The sequence below is a fragment of the Sedimenticola hydrogenitrophicus genome (assembly GCF_029017505.1).
GTDB classification, from domain to species: Bacteria; Pseudomonadota; Gammaproteobacteria; order Chromatiales; family Chromatiaceae; genus Sedimenticola; species Sedimenticola hydrogenitrophicus_A.
Genome location: NZ_JAQGEI010000004.1, coordinates 16,406 through 32,559 on the forward strand (window position 1 = coordinate 16,406; position 16,154 = coordinate 32,559).

Consider the following 16,154-nt stretch of genomic DNA (forward strand, 5'->3'; position numbering starts at 1 on the left):
ACGCATCACAAAATCGGCGAGTCCGGGGTTGAAAAATCCGCAGCTGACTTATAATTAACAGAGGGGGTCCTTTTATAGCCCCAATAACTATATAAGAAGTAACCGAGTAGTAGGAGGAGTGAATGGAACACAGAATAGGTCAACGCATTGAAGTGGATCGGAAAGTGGTCTTAAGGCTAACTGACCGGGGCCGGGTTGATGGCCAGCTAATGGATATCAGCCTCTCGGGCGCGGCGATCAAGTGCAAGGATTGGCATGTCTTTAGTGCCTATACTCCCGTTGAAGTCCTGCTTGAATCCGCTGATGGCAGCGAACCGGAGAGGTTCAGGATTCAGGGATTTGTGGTGCGACTGCAAAAAGGTATGGTCGGAGTCATGTTCATGAAGGAGATGATCAAACTTGTTCGGCGCTTGCGATCCAGTTCAACCAAGTCAGGAGATCATTGGCAACGGGAAACTCTGGCCCGTACCGGGTCGTAACCCACCCACATTAATGGGTCGTGCTTTCAGTCAGGCGGTCACCATTCGATAGCGAGGCGAACGGGCTCACTGAAACCCGATAGAGTCCCCGCCGGCGAATGGACATACTGCCCGACTGCGGCACGCGGCGGGCATGGACCCGGGCCCATTCGTCCCAAGGGCAATCCGCTTCAGTGATCGATCCCTGTATTCATTACGGGGAAGTTTTTTGTCCCCGTTAATAAGGGATGCGCTTGATTGACAACAATGGAGAGTGAGGAGCCGAATCGATTGGTGTTGCGATACAGATTGCAACAGGTATGGCCGGCCAAACCGCTGACCTGGGGCGAAGCTCCGATCATCCACGTTTTGATGCTCCTGCCTCAGGAGGAGAGATATGACTGATTCGCTCATGATTATCGAAGACGATCAATTTCTGGGAGTGGAGCTGGCACGATATTTTCGCCATCTGGATTGGGAGGTGGATCTGACAACGGACTTCGAGCAGGCGCGACACAAGCTCATCGATCAGGACCGCGATCCCCTGGTTACCTTGGCGGATACCCTCTTGCCCGACGGCAACTCAATTGATCTGTTCGAGCTGGCGCGCCAGCATGGGCACACGGGTGAATGGGTATTCCTGAGTGGTTTCGGCGGCGTCCCGGAGTCGGTCAGGGCATTGCGCCTGGGTGCCTATGACTTCCTGGAAAAACCCTGTGACCCGGAGCGGTTGAGGACCATAGTGAATGATGCCCGGCGCAGCGCGCGTGTCCGGCAGCTGCTGCATGATCAACCGAAGATGGGGGGGCGCGCCTATCTGCCGGATGCCTTTGTCGGCCGCGGCAAGATCGCGCAACAGGTTCGCAGGATGTTGTGTCGTATTGTTGAAGTTCCCTTCAGTGCCCTGGTCATCACCGGCGAGACCGGCACCGGCAAGGGGTTGGTGGCGCGCATACTCCATCACTCCGGCCCCCGGTCGGATGGACCGTTTATCGAAGTCAACTGTGCCGCGTTACCTAGGGATCTGCTGGAGTCGGAACTGTTCGGACATGAGGCCGGTGCATTTACCGGCGCCAAGGGGCGTCATCGCGGGTTCCTTGAGCAGGCGGATGGCGGTACGCTGTTTCTTGACGAGATCGGTGAGATGGATATGGATCTCCAGGCGAAACTGTTGACCGCGATCGAGGGCAAGACCCTGCACCGATTGGGGGGCGAACACCAGGTTAAGGTGAACGTGCAGGTGGTGGCTGCCAGTAACCGTGACCTGGAGCGGCAGGTGAAGGAAAACCGCTTCCGCAGTGATCTCTACCATCGTCTGAGTGTGTTTCGCCTGGACCTTCCACCGCTACGTGAACGACTTGAAGATCTTGATGATCTGCTGCCCCTGATAATTGCTGAGTTCAATGCCTCGGCCGGGCGCCATGTAAAGATTGTTCCCGAGAAAATCTATCGCAGGATGCGCGGTTATGATTGGCCGGGCAATGTGCGCGAGTTGCGCAACGTGATCGAGCGGGCCGTGCTGCTGTCCGACGGGGAGCTGTTTCCCGACCGTTGGCTGCAGCTCGACAGCGCACCCGGCGGCGCGCCCGACCGGCCGTGCATTGATGGTGCCCGTCTGACGATTCCCCTGGATGGATCGATGGCGTTGGATGAGATGGATAGCTTTATCATCCAGAGCGCCCTGGAGCGCTACGGTTACAATGTCACCGCCACCGCGCGCGCGCTGGGAACCACGCGCGAGACCCTCAGGTATCGAATCCATAAATATCACCTGAATACGGAACCACCGAAGATCGATGTGGTCAATGAAACCAGGGTTCAGCGATGAATCCAGGGAATGCTGGAGGCCCACCCGGGGCCGAATTCGCGGCAAAGTCACTCCTGGTTCAATAACGCCGCCCAGCAAGGGAAATGAGCATAACTAGTGTCCATCCAGAAACGCACGTAATTTAAATTGTCGTCACCCCGGAGAAGGCCGGGGTCCAGGGGATTCAACAAGATACTGGATGATTCGCTTCGCTCACCCTTCGGGCCGACTTTCAGGCGTTCAACGCGCTTCGCGCTTTTGTCCGGCATTCGCCGGAATGATGATTTCTGTAGTTTCTGGACGGACACTAACTAGGTAAATCCGACTACAACAGAGGACGTTATTATGGGAATGGATATTTCATATATTTTGCATGGGGAAGGATTGCAAATCACAGTGGATGGTAATCTCGACCTGACGCTGACGAGACCGATGCTGGGCGTTTGTGCCCAGGTGGATGACCGCCTGCTGGTGTGCGTGATTGATTGTAGCCGGGTCATCCGGGTGTTCGATTCGGGACGCGCGTTGTTGATGCTCCTGACACAAAAGTTGCAGGCGTTCGAGGTCAAGGTAATAGTTATCGGTGATATCCCTGCGGTGGATTATCACGTCCCGCCGGAATCCACGTTGCGCACGCAATCGGTGAACGAGCGGCAGGAGCGGCCGTTCCCTGGATGAACAGCTGTCGGGGCGGGTTCCGCGCCAGGAGTCTGTCGGGTTTTTCGCGTAGATCAGCGTCAAGCCCGACAGACTCCTAACGGTAGGGGGCGTCGGCGGCCCGGTCGGCGGCGATCTCCGCCTCGAACCGGTCACCCATCTCCAGCAGCTGCTGTTTATGGATCAGCGTACCCTCGCGGCTCTCGAAACAGAATTCGCTGAAACGGGTCAGCACGATGGCATCCACCGGACAGGCTTCCTCGCAGTAGCCGCAGTAGATACAGACGAACAGGTCGATGTCGTAGCGGGTGGTGCGGCGCATGCCGTCCTCGCCCTGCGGTCCCGCTTCAATATAGATGCAGCACGCCGGGCAGGTGGCCTCGCAGAGCTTGCAGGCGATACAGCGCTCCTCGCCATTGGGGTAGCGGCGCAGTGCGTGCAATCCCCGGAAGCGTGGGGACTTGGGAATCTTCTCCTCCGGGTACTGGACGGTGAATTTCTCTTTGAACAGGTAGCGTCCGGTAACCCGCAGGCCACGCCACAGCTCCACCAGCAGGTAGGTGTTCAGGAAATCCTTGAGCTGTTTGATCAGACTGTGCATCACACGGTTTCTCCATTGGTTATGATTGGAAATCGGCCGGGTGGTTCCAGCGGAGGGAACAAGCGGCTGTTCCCCATGCGTTTTTTTCAACCGTTGGCCGGGTGAGCAGCGACGCGAAAGGTGTTGAGTGTTGGTTGCCCCGCCGCGCCGGATTCACCGCCGGCCAAAGTAAACAGGCCGCAGGTCGTGCCTGCGCTCAGGCATTCCAACGCAACACTGCCGCGGCGGACAAGGCGATGGCCGCCAACACCGCGAGCGCCCCCCAGGAGAGGCGTCCGGGTGCGCCGTGCGCTGTGAAGATCAGGTAAAGCGTGAACAACAGCCCACAGGTCACGCAGCCGATCTTGATCAGCAGCGCCGCGAATGCGATGGGATGAAGGTCGGGCAAGCGACCGTAAAGCCACCAGCTTGCACTGCCGAAACCGGCGCCGGTAATGCCCTGTAGGGCCCATGCCACCGCCAGGATCAGCAGCACCGGGCGGGCTCGCTGGAGCGGCGGCGCGAGCAGCAGCCAGAACACCGGGGCGCCGAGTACCAGCGCCGCCCCAAGGTTATGCAACACCTGGATCAGGGAATAGATCAGGCTATCGATCGCCACCGGTCAAAACAGATCCACCGTGACCAAGGCCTCCACGCCGATCGGCACGTGCGCCCGGTTCACGACCTTGATGGCCAGTTCATGGCGCCCGGCACTCAGCGGGCTGGTCTCATGGGTGCCCTCCAGGCGGCGCAGAATGGCCACCTCTTTTCCGTTCACATACAAGTGCACATGGTCCCCCTTGGGGCCGGGTGTCACCTGGTAACTGATCTGCACGGGCTGGTCAGCCTGCAGTTCGCTACCGTCCTTGGGCGCGTGAATGGTCACCGAGGCCGCGCCTTCCGGGTTGCCGCCGGTCTCCGGCCTGTTGCCGCCCGAAGTGCCGTGATATGCCGCCTGGACCGCTGTGGTGGTCAATATGATGCCACTGACCAAAAAGATCGGTGCTAATCTTTGCACAAGCATCATGACATCTCCTCTCGTGGTTTTTGTCTGCAGGGGCGGTCCAAATCAACCAGAGATGGTGGATCTCAACCGCGGGCCTGAAAGAATTGGCGCATTCCTGATCAGGATGATTATCAAGCAAGGAGCGGGCCATGCGAGGAACCCGGCACGCCGGCATCCGGTTAGCGGGTGCGGATTGAATGGGCGCCACGGAATATGGCATCGGTCAACGAGCAGAGATCATGAAAATTACCGATATCGCGATACGCAGGGTCCCGACCATCGACGCCACCGACACGCTGCAGGATGCCGTTATGGCCATGCACAAGGCCAGTACCGGGGTCCTGCCGGTGATCGAAGGGGGACGCCTGGCCGGCACCTTGAGCGAGCGTGACCTCCTGCTGAACGGTACCCGCTCCCCGGCCGACTCGGATAAAGTCCGGGTGGCCGATCTCTTCCAGCGGAATCCGCTGGTCTGTGCCAAGCATGTACAGCTGAAGACCGCACTGCAGCTGATGCAGAAGCATCAGCAAAGCTGGCTGCTGGTGTCCGACCGCGAGGGAGCGTTCACGGGCCTGGTGACGGCGCTGGAACTGATTGACCTGCTGATCGAGCTGGTACCGGAAGAAGCCGCCGGGCCGGAGATGGAGTACGTGCACCGGATCCGTGGAGACCAGGGTACTTCGTTCTAGAATATGAAGGGTCGGAGTCAGACCGCGCAAACCTGCAGACTAGGCCGGCAGGACGGGGCGGCCTGACTCCGACCCCTTGGTATGAAGCCCGACAGACTCCTGGACGTGGAGTTGCCGGGTGGATCACCGTGCCCCCACGATTCACCTCCGGGCCCGAATAAGCACTAAAGAAATTCCTCAGCCGACCGATAGGGAATTCATTGATTCCCTAAACAACGGATATCTCCTGCTGTGCGTGCACTCTTCAATCCGGCCCGGTCAATAAAAAGTTTTATTCTTACCGCAGCGGTCCTGGTCTCGCTGGCCCTGTTCGGGGTCTCCTACCTGGTGGTCTCCAAGGTCTATGACCAGTCGCTGCGCCAGGATGCCCGGCAGGTGGCGCGTATCGTCTCCGGCCAAGTCTTTTCAGCCATGTACCAGGTGATGAGCCGGGGCTGGTCACGGGAGGAGCTGGAACAGTTCCTGGCCGGGCTGCGCGACAGCACCGACGACACCAGCTACAGCCTGGAGATCTACCGCGGCCCGCTGGTGAGCGCCCGCTACGGTGAGATCGAGCAACCGCCGTTCGATGCCTCGCTGGAGACCCTGTTCCGGGACGGCCAGCGGCTCACGCTGCACCAGACCGGCGGTATCAGGGACCTGTTTCCCCTGCGGGCGAGCGAGGTCTGTCTGAGGTGTCATGGCAACGCGGAGGTCGGCGACACGCTCGGCGTCATCGAATTCCGCCAGGACCTGAGGCCGACCCTGGAGAAGGCACGCTCCCAGTTTTTGACCGTGTTTGCCCTGCTCGCACCCCTGCCCCTGGTGGTGGCGTTTCTGGTCGCCCTGTTCATCACCCGGCGCATCGAGGTGCCGCTGGCCGGGCTGCGCAATCACATCGGCAATATCAACCGGGTGGCCGATTTGCGGGCGCTGAGCGACGCCGCGCCACGTCCCGCCTTTAAGGAGTTGCGCCAGGTGTTCGACGAGGTCACCACCCTGGTCACCAAGCTGCGCGACGTGGCGGTGGACAAGGACCTGCTGGAATTCGAGATCCGTCTGCTGGAACGTTTTGTGATCACCTCCGACGTGGTGCGCGACTGGCAGGACTATGTCCGCCAGCTGCTGCTGGAGATCAACCAGATCATCCCCACCTATGCGCTGTTTTCGGTGTTTAAGGTGGACAGCGAGGTGTTCGACCTGGAGGTGTTCTGGCATTCACCTCCCGGGGGGGATACCCGGGAGGTGCTGGAAAACATCGCGCGAGAGACCCTGGACGGGCACCCGCGTTTCGCCGGCTCGCCCATCGACCGCATCAATCACCACGTGGCGCGCACCCATGTGGAATCGCTCCAGCTGACGGTGGAGGATCTGCGGGTCCAGGTCAAGTCGCTGATCGTGGACGAACCCAAGATCGGCGGTATTGTCGGCGTCGGGGTACATGCCGAGCTGGCGGATGACCCGACCCGCGCCCTGGTGGTGGACAGCATCCTCTCCACCCTGCTGAATGTGATCGGTTCGGTGAAGGCGATCTCCAAGTACACCAAGGATCTGGAGTATTACGCCACCCGCGACCCCCTGACCAACCTCTATAATCAGCGGGTGTTTCGGGAGCTGATGGAATACGAGACCGGGCGCGCCGAACGCCACGGTCACCGCTTCGCCCTGCTGGTGATCGATCTCGACAACTTCAAGTCGATCAACGACAGCTTCGGGCACCTGGTTGGCGACAAGTTTCTTCAGAGTTTTGCCGGCACCATCAAGAGTGGCCTGCGGGTCGGTGACATCTTTGCCCGTTACGGAGGCGACGAGTTCGTCATCCTGCTCAACGAGCTGGATGAGGACAGTCCCTACGTGGCGGCCGAGCGCATCCTGGAGGCGGCCGACAGCGTGCTCTATACCACGGATGAGAATGAGCCGGTGCGCGCATCTGTCTCCATCGGCGTGGGTATCTACCCGGATCATGCCAACAACGCCAACGACCTGTTCCTGTTCGCCGATCACATGATGTACAAGGCCAAGGCCCAGGGTAAGCACCGGCTGGCCATTCCCGGCCAGGATGACCTGCTGGAGACCTTCCGCGAGATCAGCGAGAAGACTCAACTGGTCACCCAAGCGGTGGAGGAGCGCTGGGTGGTGCCCTTCTTCCAGCCCATCGTGGAGTCGGGCGATGGCACTATCCACGCCTATGAGGTGCTGAGCCGGATCCGGCTACCGGATGGGCGCCTGGTCGCCGCGAGTGAATTTATCGAAGTGGCGGAGCGGCTCGGGATCATCCACAAGCTGGACCTGATCGTCATGGAGAAGGCCTTCAGCCTGGCCGCCGAACAGGGCTACGACGGGCTCCTGTTTGTCAACCTGTCGCCCAAGGCGCTGGTGCTGAATGAGTTCTTTGACGGTATCCGTGGTCAGGTTGAGGCCGCGGGACTGCGTCCGGAGCAGATCGTATTCGAGCTGACCGAGCGCGATACCGTGCGCAATGTCGGTATGCTGGAGCAGTTCGTCAACCGACTGCACATCGACGGTTACAAGTTCGCCATCGATGACTTCGGCTCCGGTTTCTCCTCATTTCACTACATCAAGCGCTTCCCGGTCGACTACATCAAGATCGAGGGCGATTTCATCGCCAATATGATCAACGACCATCGGGATATGGCGTTTGTGCAGAGCATTGCCCTGCTGGCGCGGCAGCTGGGTATCCGTACCATCGGTGAATTTGTCGAGAGCGCCGAAGTGATGGCCGCGGTGGCGGATGCCGGAATCGATTATTCCCAGGGCTACCATATCGGCAAGCCGTCGCCGCTGCTCCAGCCGGATAGGGTTGTGGTCGCCGACGACGCCTGAGCATATTCACCGGGGCGTCGCCCGGGGATCAATAAGGCACGAAATAAGAGATATTGATGGCGCCGAACCGAGCGTGCCCCGATTGTCCCTCGAATTCACGACTGCGCCAGACATTGCTGATGGCCAGTCGTATGTTGTCGATATGGAAGGCGAAACCGAGCTGCAGGTCGGCCACCAGGGGTTCTTTGTCGACGCTGTGGCTCTCCCTGAAGGTGTTGCCGTCGAGGAAAATGTTGCGGGCCACGGCGCGGCCCGCGATCCCTGCGAAGAGGTACCAGTTGGCCTCTCGGGACGGTCTCAGGTAGGGGGTGCCGGGGAAGCCGGGGGCGATGTTGGGCGGGCCGTTATCGTTGCGCAGCCCCTTGCCGAGACGCAGCATCATGCCACCGCCTGCATAGGTATATATATTGCCCAGGGCGCCGACCAGATGGGGCGCGGTTTCAAATTCGAGACCGCCGGGAAGAGTATGGAAATATTGCCAGCGGCGGGTGTAGGTGAGCAGAATCCCCAGTTCATCCCTTAGCTGGTTGTCCCAGCCATTGGGGTTGGTGCCGTCGAACAGATCATGGAATTTCCTCTGTACGTCATCGGCCTGGGCGCTGGGACCCACGATGCCCACAGTGACTCCTAGCAGATTGTCCACCTGCAGATCGGCTTCATCCACATAGCGCGACCACAGTGTGGCATTGCCGTACAGCCAGCCGGCATAGGGCCGATCGTTGCTGACCAGGGTGCGGCTGTCGGTATCCTGCGGGGTGAAGATTTTCTGGCCCACGGCATACTGCACGGCGCTCACATCGCCGGTCCGGAAGAAAGGGAGCCCCTCTCCCAGTCGGGTCAGCCAGCCCGGTGGCCTGTTGAGAGAGAAGTAGGCGACCTCGGTGCCGTGGCTGTATAGCTGGTCGTCGCCACTGCCCCAGAGGTCGTTTTCAAGCTGGATACTCCAGAAGCCGCCATTTTTCAGCGCTTCCGGTGGTGTGGCTGCCCTGGCCGGGGTACCGGAGAGCGGAGAAAAGAGGAGTAAAAGGAGTAGCAGGAGGGAATCACCACGATGTTTCCCGGTGGGGCGGGTGGAAGCCGGTGTGACGGTGAGGGCCATTATTCAATCCTTTAGGCAAACCGCGGGCTGCACCGGTACGTTCCAGGAGTTGTCCGCCGAAGCGTGTTGATCATATGCGCAACGGGCAACGCTGCAAGGGGTAACTGAAGTACATGCCATACAGGCGCCGGTTATAAAGTTTCACAGCAGCATAGCATACCGAACGACTGTTGGTATTGTCCCCGGGCGGCTGCCGCATCACGCTCCCGTGACCCCCGGTGCGGATAGACGAAATGCAACCCCGGCGGTGGGTGACAGTCATCCGGGTAACCCCTCAGAATCTGTCAGTATTTTTTACATTGTGTGGATGCGGCTGTGGTGGATGGTGATTAACTTGCTGATAACAGGTAAAAAATATTAATTGGTATCAATTTTGCCTTATGGATTTTTGCATTGATTTGGCGGATTGATTTGTGACTGTCCGGTTATCTGGATAAGGGAGAACTAGAATGAATAAAACTAGAATGAATAAAATGAAGAAGTTATGGGGGGCAATACTCTCCATACCACTCCTGTTCGGTGCGACACAGGCGATGGCCGTTCCGGTGGATCTGGAGCTGTCGCTGGTGATCGATGTATCCGGCAGTGTCGACACCAACGAGTACAACCTGATGATGGATGGCTACGCCAACGCCTTCCGTGACGCCACTATCCAAAGTAATATCCTGAGCACCGATGGTGGTGATCTGGGTGCCATCGCGGTAAACGTGGTGTTCTTTGCCTCTTCGGCATTTACCACGGCCCTGGACTCCTTCGTCCTGCTGGATTCACTGGCGGCGATCAACTCATTCGCGGATACGCTGGATAATTTTATACGGCCCGGTAGCGGCGGCACCGTGATCAGTTCGGGCATGATCAAATCCACCGGCCTCCTGAGCGGCGATAACGGTTTTGAAAGCACCAACCTGATTATGGATGTATCCGGTGATGGCCAATCCGGTATTGCAGATACCCAGGCGGCCAGGGATGCGGCGGCTGCCGCGGGCATAACCGTCAATGGCATCACCATCGGTGCGCAGTTCATCAACGACTTCTACGCCGCCAATGTCATCACCTCTGACGGTTTCGCCATCCATGCGACCGATTTCAATGGTTTCTCCAGCGCTATCCAGACCAAACTGGCAATTGAGACCGGTGGTGGCGACGGTAGCGTCCCCACACCCGCCACCCTGCTGCTGATGGGTGCCGGTCTCCTGGGCTTCAGCATGACCGGGCGTCGTAAGGCCGGCTGAACGGGTTCCTGACAGCGAGCCAAACAAAAAGCCCCGCATTGCGGGGCTTTTTGTCATGCACCCGGTATGGGGAGGAAGTTGTACCGCGAAGCACCGGATGTGCGGGGGCGGGATTTGCGCTGCTGGAACAGAGCCGTTGCTTCTTATATCAAGCCCCTGCTACATTCTTGAAAACAGTCCCCCCCACCCCTATCTCCTGAGCCGGCCTATTAAGGAGTTCCGACAGATGAAGCGCATTGTCCTCTTCCTCGCCACCAACCTGGCGGTAATCGCGGTGCTTTCGGTAACGTTACGCCTGCTCGGGGTGGAGCGGATACTGGACCAGCAGGGTGTAGGCCTGGATATGAACGCCCTGATCATTTTTGCCGCCGTCCTGGGGTTTGGCGGTTCGCTGATCTCGCTGTTCATCTCCAAGTGGACCGCCAAGCGCATGATGGGGTTGCGCGTGATCGAGACCCCCGCGTCCCCGTCCGAGCAGTGGCTGGTGGGCACGGTGCAACGTCAGGCGCAGCAGGCCGGCATCGGCATGCCGGAGGTGGCGATCTATGACGGGGCGGAGATGAATGCCTTCGCCACCGGCTGGAACCGCAACAATGCCTTGGTGGCGGTCAGCAGCGGGCTGCTGCAACAGATGGACCGCGCCGAGGTGGAGGCGGTGCTGGGGCACGAGGTGAGCCACGTGGCCAACGGGGATATGGTGACCCTGGCGCTAATCCAGGGGGTGGTGAACACCTTCGTGATCGTGCTCTCCCGGGTGGTGGGGCATCTGGTGGACCGGGTGGTGTTCAAGACCGAGCGCGGGCATGGCCCCGCCTTCTGGATCACCGCCATCGTGGCTGAGTTGGTACTGGGTATCCTGGCCAGCATCATCGTCTTCTGGTTCTCGCGCCAGCGCGAGTACCGGGCCGATGCGGGGGGCGCCAAACTGGCCGGCCGCACCAGTATGATCAACGCCCTGGCCCGGCTGGGCGGCGTGCCGCAGACCGGGGGACTGCCGGATCAGCTGGCGGCCTTTGGCATCGCCGGCGGCAAGGGGCTGAGCGATCTGTTCCGCACTCATCCGAAAATAGAAGAGCGTATCGCGCGCCTGCGTGAACAGGGCTGATGCGATCATCGATGGCATGCTACACCGGGCAGCGTAGCATGGGATGCCGAATGTACCTGCACGGAATCCCTGTTTTACTGCTACTGCTGCTGTTGAGCGGCTGCATGACGGTGGCGGAGAAGGAGGCGATCGAGGTCCTGCCGATGTACGGTCAGCCAGGGCTGGTGCGCTCCGATTATTTGCAGCGGGAAGATGCGGCCTTTATCAGACAGATTTCATACCGTTACCGGGGCAACCTGAAACGGGCCAGCCGGGAGTGGTCGCGTCAGGCAGTCGATATCCTGCGGCTGGGTGACGCGGACGCGGCCATGCGGCAGTTCAACCGGGCCTGGCTGCTGGACCAGGACAACTACCAGGTCTACTGGGGCTTCGCCCAGGTGCTGGTAGTCAGGGGCCAGCCGGCGGAGGCCGCCGGCTACCTTGACAAGGCCCTGGCGCTGATCGACGACCCCTATCAGAAACCGGCCCTGCTGACCGATTCGGGCACGCTCTATTCACTATTGGGGGAGCAGGCGGGTGATGCGCAGGCGGCGCGGCGTGCCACACTGTTTGCCGAGGCCAATGCCCGGTTCGCCGAGGTGCTGGCTCTGGATGACAACTTCGCTCCGCTCTGGCAACACTGGGCGCGCTCGCTCTACCGGGAAGGCGCCTATGCCGCCGCCTGGGAGACGATACGGCAGGCGCGGCGACGGGGGATGAATGATTTTTCCCGGGGTTTTATCCAGGATCTCTCGGCGCGTCTGCCGGAGCCTGGCAGGTAGCGCTGTAGCCTGGATGTAGCTCCCATCAGTTAGCGTCCGCGCCCACGAAGGCGCAATCCGACAACTAGAACGAACGCCTTGTCATGCCCTGGATTCCGCCCGTCCGGGAGTGCCTGTCTGTCAGGCTTTCGTGGGCGGGCTCCATCCAGGTTACGAACTGATCAGGCTATACAGCGCTTCATACTCCCGGGTCAGTTTGTGCCGTGGATCGAAATGGATCATGGGGCGGGCGCTCTGATGGGACTCCCGAATGCGAATCGAGGGCGACAGAAAGGTGTCGAGGATCGGCAGCCCCTCGGCGATCAGTTCGTTGACCAGGGTCTGGGGTAGCCGGGCACGGGCCTGGAACTGGTTGACTACGATGCCCTCTATCGCTAGCTCGCCGTTGTGGTCATCCTGGATCTCCCGCACATTGCCGAGCAGGGTGTAGAGGGCGTGGCGGGAGAAGTCGTCGCAATCGAACGGGATCAGGCAGGCGTTGGCGGCGATCAGCGCGGAACGTGTGTAGAAGTTGAGGGCCGGCGGGGTATCGATATAGATCTCATCGAACCCCTCCAGGGTCTGCAGGGCGTCACGCAGCTTGAACATCTTGTAGCGGGACTCCAGTTTCCCCTGCTGCTCCTCCAGTTCCGGGTGGGCCGGCATCAGGTAGAGATGTTCAAATGGCGTTTCGTGGATGTAACCGGTGGGCCCCTTGGGCTTGAAGGTGTAGGAGAGGATCTCCTTGAAAAAATCCACCAGGGTGTCGCTCAGGTCAGCCGGGTCGGTGCCCAGCAGGTAGCGGGTCGAGTTGCCCTGCGGATCCAGGTCGATCACCAGGGTGCGCCGGCCACGCGCGGCGCTGATGGCCGCCAGGTTGCAGGTGATGGTGGATTTGCCCACGCCTCCTTTCTGATTGAACACCACTCGACGCGTCATAGGGTCGCTCCCAGCGAACGGTTGATCTTGTTCCGCTGAGTGTATCGCCTATGATTGTGCGCTGCAACAAAAGAGTCCTTGGGTGATTCGGACGCCAATTTATTTGTGTTCGTTCTTGCCCAATTTGGATGCGGTCGTCGGGTAGAGTTGAACCATAGGGCGGGCTATACCCGCTGACAGATGGCGAGAGTAATGATCCTTTACCAATCCGGCACCGGGAGACCTCGTGGAGCGAATAACCAAATTTGCGTTCATTTGCGTTCATTCCATCCTTAGGTCCGTAAACGGTGCTTCCTTGCACCACTCCTCGCGGCTAACATTAACGACTTGAATGGAGCCGGGAAATGGGTAGGCAGGTGAATAGCTATCAACGCATCTGGCGCACAGTGGAGGCGATACCGGAAGGGCGGGTGGCCAGTTACGGGCAGGTCGCCGACCTGGCCGGTCTGCCGGGGCGCGCCCGCCTGGTTGGCCGGGCGCTGGGCGAAGTACCGGACGAGCTGACGGTACCCTGGTACCGGGTTCTCAGGAGTGATGGGCGGATCGCCTTTCCGGCCGGCTCGCCCCAGGCCGAGCGGCAGAAGCAGCGGCTGCAGGAGGAGGACGTGGTGGTGCTGAACAACCGGGTCCGGCTGAGTGAGTTCGGCTGGAAACCGGACCTGGCGGAGCTGCTGATGCGGCTGGAGTTTTAGCGGCCGACTCCCGGTGCCCGCCCCGGGGTCGCGCACGACTCAAGACTTGGGGTTATTAGCCGCGAGGAGTGGTGCATTGCATCCTCGGCTCCGTTATCGGTACATCCCTGTACCACTCCTCTTGCACCACTCCTCGCGGCGTTATGAAAGGTATCCAGTGCTGGCGGCATTCGGTGGCTAATCCAGCACTTTTTGTACGTTGCCGCGCCGCCGCGGTTTGTTGTACCATGAGGCGCAAGTGGGCGGATACTCCGCCCTGATAGAAGCGGGGGTGCCGCCGCGAGGTGGCTGAGAAATACCCTTTGAACCTGATCCGGGTCATACCGGCGTAGGGAAGCTGGCTCTGTTAGGCAGATTCAACAAGAGCGACACTCCTTCCTTTTTTGTTCAAGCCCCCGTTTCGTCTGACCCATCCCCTTAATGGAGGACGAAACGCAATGCAATCCACAGACAACACGCAATCACTGCACTCGGTCGATACCGACAATATGGCGGTCGAGCGGTTTCCCGGGTCCCGTAAAATCTATCTGCAGGGGAGCCGTCCCGATATCCGGGTGCCGATGCGTGAGATCTCCCTCACCGACACCCCGGCCAGCTTTGGCGCGGAAAAGAATCCCCCGGTGCTGGTCTATGACACCTCCGGTATCTACACCGATCCGGATGCCAGGATCGATCTGCGGGCGGGTCTGCCGGAGATCCGTCGCACCTGGATCGAGGAGCGGGGCGACACCGAACGGCTGTCCGGAGTCAGCTCCCAGTTCACCCGCCAGCGCAAGGAGAATCCGCAACTGGATACCCTGCGCTTTGAGCATCTGCGCGAGCCGCGCCGGGCCAAATCTGGCAACAACGTGACCCAGATGCACTATGCCCGCCGGGGCATCGTGACCCCGGAGATGGAGTTCATCGCCCTGCGTGAGAACATGCGCCTGCAGGAGGCGCGGGAGCAGGGACTGCTCAAGCAACAGCATCCCGGTTTCAGCTTCGGTGCGGCCATCCCAAAAGAGATCACCGCGGAATTTGTCCGTGAAGAGGTGGCGCGCGGCCGCGCCATCATCCCCGCCAACATCAACCACACCGAGCTGGAACCGATGATCATCGGCCGCAACTTCCTGGTCAAGATCAACGGCAATATCGGCAACTCCGCGCTCGGTTCCAGTATCGAGGAAGAGGTGGAGAAGATGGCCTGGGGCATCCGCTGGGGCGCCGATACCATCATGGACCTCTCCACCGGCAAGAACATCCACGAGACCCGGGAGTGGATCCTGCGCAACTCGCCGGTGCCGATCGGCACCGTGCCGATCTACCAGGCGCTGGAGAAGGTGGGCGGTATCGCCGAGGACCTGACCTGGGAGGTGATGCGCGACACCCTGATCGAGCAGGCGGAGCAGGGGGTGGACTACTTCACCATCCACGCCGGGGTGCTACTGCGCTATGTGCCGATGACCGCCCAGCGGGTCACCGGCATCGTCTCCCGCGGCGGCTCCATCATGGCCAAGTGGTGCCTGGCCCACCACCAGGAGAACTTCCTCTACACCCGCTATGACGAGATCTGCGAGATCATGAAGGCCTATGATGTCGCCTTCTCCCTGGGCGACGGGCTGCGCCCCGGCTCCATTGCCGACGGCAACGACCAGGCCCAGTTCGCCGAACTGGAGACCCTGGGCGAGTTGACCAAGAAGGCGTGGGAGCACGATGTCCAGGTGATGATCGAGGGCCCCGGCCATGTGCCGATGCAGATGATCAAGGAGAACATGGACAAGGAGTTGCAGGAGTGCTACGAGGCGCCCTTCTACACCCTGGGCCCGCTGGTGACCGATATCGCCCCCGGCTACGACCACATCACCTCCGGGATTGGTGCCGCCATGATCGGCTGGTACGGCTGCGCCATGCTCTGCTATGTCACACCCAAGGAACACCTGGGCCTGCCGGACAAGGAGGATGTGCGCGAGGGCATTATCACCTACAAGATCGCCGCCCACGCCGCGGATCTGGCCAAGGGGCATCCCGGTGCGCAGATTCGCGACAACGCCATGTCCAAGGCGCGCTTCGAGTTCCGCTGGGAGGACCAGTTCAACCTGGGGCTCGATCCGGAACGAGCGCGCGAGTACCACGATGCCACCCTGCCCAAGGAGTCGGCCAAGGTGGCCCACTTCTGCTCCATGTGCGGACCCAAGTTCTGCTCCATGAAGATCTCCCAGGATGTGCGCGAGTATGCCAACAAGAAGGGTCTGGACGACCTGGCGGCGGCCGTGGAGGTGGGCATGAGCGAGAAGTCGCAGGAGTTCACCGCCGGTGGCAGCGAGATCTACAAAGAGGCCTGAGACCGG

The 16,154-nt window shown here is 60.3% G+C and carries 15 protein-coding genes and 1 riboswitch; of the genes, 10 read left to right on the forward strand and 5 right to left on the reverse strand.

Features of this window, described 5'->3' with window-relative positions:
- Positions 1-122: 122 nt before the first annotated feature.
- The 3 genes from O9K64_RS03410 (at position 123) to O9K64_RS03420 (ending at position 2,943) form a co-directional block, all read left to right on the forward strand.
- Entirely contained in the window at positions 123-479 is a 357-nt protein-coding gene (locus O9K64_RS03410; protein ID WP_275096679.1) for a PilZ domain-containing protein, read from the forward strand.
- A 376-nt stretch (positions 480-855) separates the two neighbouring features.
- The gene (locus O9K64_RS03415; protein WP_275096680.1) at positions 856-2,286 is read left to right on the forward strand and encodes a sigma-54-dependent transcriptional regulator; all 1,431 of its coding nucleotides are present in this window, start codon (positions 856-858) and stop codon (positions 2,284-2,286) included.
- Positions 2,287-2,610: 324 nt separating this feature from the next.
- A complete protein-coding gene (locus tag O9K64_RS03420; RefSeq protein ID WP_275096681.1) occupies positions 2,611-2,943 on the forward strand; it encodes a hypothetical protein in 333 nt (110 codons plus the stop codon).
- A gap of 76 nt (positions 2,944-3,019) precedes the next feature.
- On the opposite strand, the gene nuoI is transcribed toward O9K64_RS03420, so the two are convergent.
- From nuoI to O9K64_RS03435, 3 genes are all read right to left on the reverse strand, one after another.
- Positions 3,020-3,514: an NADH-quinone oxidoreductase subunit NuoI gene (gene nuoI / locus O9K64_RS03425; protein WP_275096820.1), complete on the reverse strand. Its 495-nt coding sequence runs from the start codon at positions 3,512-3,514 to the stop codon at positions 3,020-3,022.
- 205 nt (positions 3,515-3,719) lie between these two features.
- Positions 3,720-4,121: a hypothetical protein gene (locus O9K64_RS03430; protein ID WP_275096682.1), complete on the reverse strand. Its 402-nt coding sequence runs from the start codon at positions 4,119-4,121 to the stop codon at positions 3,720-3,722.
- 3 nt (positions 4,122-4,124) lie between these two features.
- Positions 4,125-4,529: a hypothetical protein gene (locus tag O9K64_RS03435; RefSeq protein WP_275096683.1), complete on the reverse strand. Its 405-nt coding sequence runs from the start codon at positions 4,527-4,529 to the stop codon at positions 4,125-4,127.
- Positions 4,530-4,747: 218 nt separating this feature from the next.
- On the opposite strand from O9K64_RS03435, the gene O9K64_RS03440 reads away from it, so the two are divergent.
- On the forward strand, positions 4,748-5,197 hold the full coding sequence (locus O9K64_RS03440; RefSeq protein ID WP_275096684.1) for a CBS domain-containing protein: 450 nt from the start codon (positions 4,748-4,750) through the stop codon (positions 5,195-5,197).
- A 231-nt stretch (positions 5,198-5,428) separates the two neighbouring features.
- Complete coding sequence (locus O9K64_RS03445; RefSeq protein ID WP_275096685.1) at positions 5,429-8,020, forward strand: putative bifunctional diguanylate cyclase/phosphodiesterase; 2,592 nt, start codon at positions 5,429-5,431, stop codon at positions 8,018-8,020.
- 28 nt (positions 8,021-8,048) lie between these two features.
- Here the strand turns inward: O9K64_RS03445 and O9K64_RS03450 are convergent, their stop codons facing one another.
- Positions 8,049-9,119: a lipid A deacylase LpxR family protein gene (locus O9K64_RS03450; protein ID WP_275096686.1), complete on the reverse strand. Its 1,071-nt coding sequence runs from the start codon at positions 9,117-9,119 to the stop codon at positions 8,049-8,051.
- Between the two features lie 449 nt (positions 9,120-9,568).
- Between O9K64_RS03450 and O9K64_RS03455 the strand changes: the two genes are divergently transcribed.
- The 3 genes from O9K64_RS03455 to O9K64_RS03465 all read left to right on the forward strand — a co-directional run bounded on the left by O9K64_RS03455 (position 9,569) and on the right by O9K64_RS03465 (position 12,217).
- The gene (locus O9K64_RS03455; RefSeq protein ID WP_275096687.1) at positions 9,569-10,351 is read left to right on the forward strand and encodes a DUF1194 domain-containing protein; all 783 of its coding nucleotides are present in this window, start codon (positions 9,569-9,571) and stop codon (positions 10,349-10,351) included.
- A gap of 226 nt (positions 10,352-10,577) precedes the next feature.
- Positions 10,578-11,456, forward strand: a complete 879-nt coding sequence (htpX, locus tag O9K64_RS03460) for a protease HtpX (protein WP_275096688.1) — start codon at positions 10,578-10,580, stop codon at positions 11,454-11,456.
- A 50-nt stretch (positions 11,457-11,506) separates the two neighbouring features.
- Positions 11,507-12,217: a tetratricopeptide repeat protein gene (locus tag O9K64_RS03465; protein WP_275096689.1), complete on the forward strand. Its 711-nt coding sequence runs from the start codon at positions 11,507-11,509 to the stop codon at positions 12,215-12,217.
- 150 nt (positions 12,218-12,367) lie between these two features.
- Here the strand turns inward: O9K64_RS03465 and O9K64_RS03470 are convergent, their stop codons facing one another.
- Entirely contained in the window at positions 12,368-13,135 is a 768-nt protein-coding gene (locus tag O9K64_RS03470; protein WP_275096690.1) for a ParA family protein, read from the reverse strand.
- 356 nt (positions 13,136-13,491) lie between these two features.
- Between O9K64_RS03470 and O9K64_RS03475 the strand changes: the two genes are divergently transcribed.
- Both O9K64_RS03475 and thiC read left to right on the forward strand, forming a co-directional pair.
- Positions 13,492-13,827, forward strand: coding sequence for a methylated-DNA--[protein]-cysteine S-methyltransferase (locus O9K64_RS03475; protein ID WP_335342225.1), 336 nt, complete (start codon positions 13,492-13,494; stop codon positions 13,825-13,827).
- 257 nt (positions 13,828-14,084) lie between these two features.
- Positions 14,085-14,180, forward strand: a riboswitch (TPP riboswitch).
- Positions 14,181-14,264: 84 nt separating this feature from the next.
- A complete protein-coding gene (gene thiC, locus O9K64_RS03480; protein WP_275096693.1) occupies positions 14,265-16,148 on the forward strand; it encodes a phosphomethylpyrimidine synthase ThiC in 1,884 nt (627 codons plus the stop codon).
- Positions 16,149-16,154: the final 6 nt, after the last annotated feature.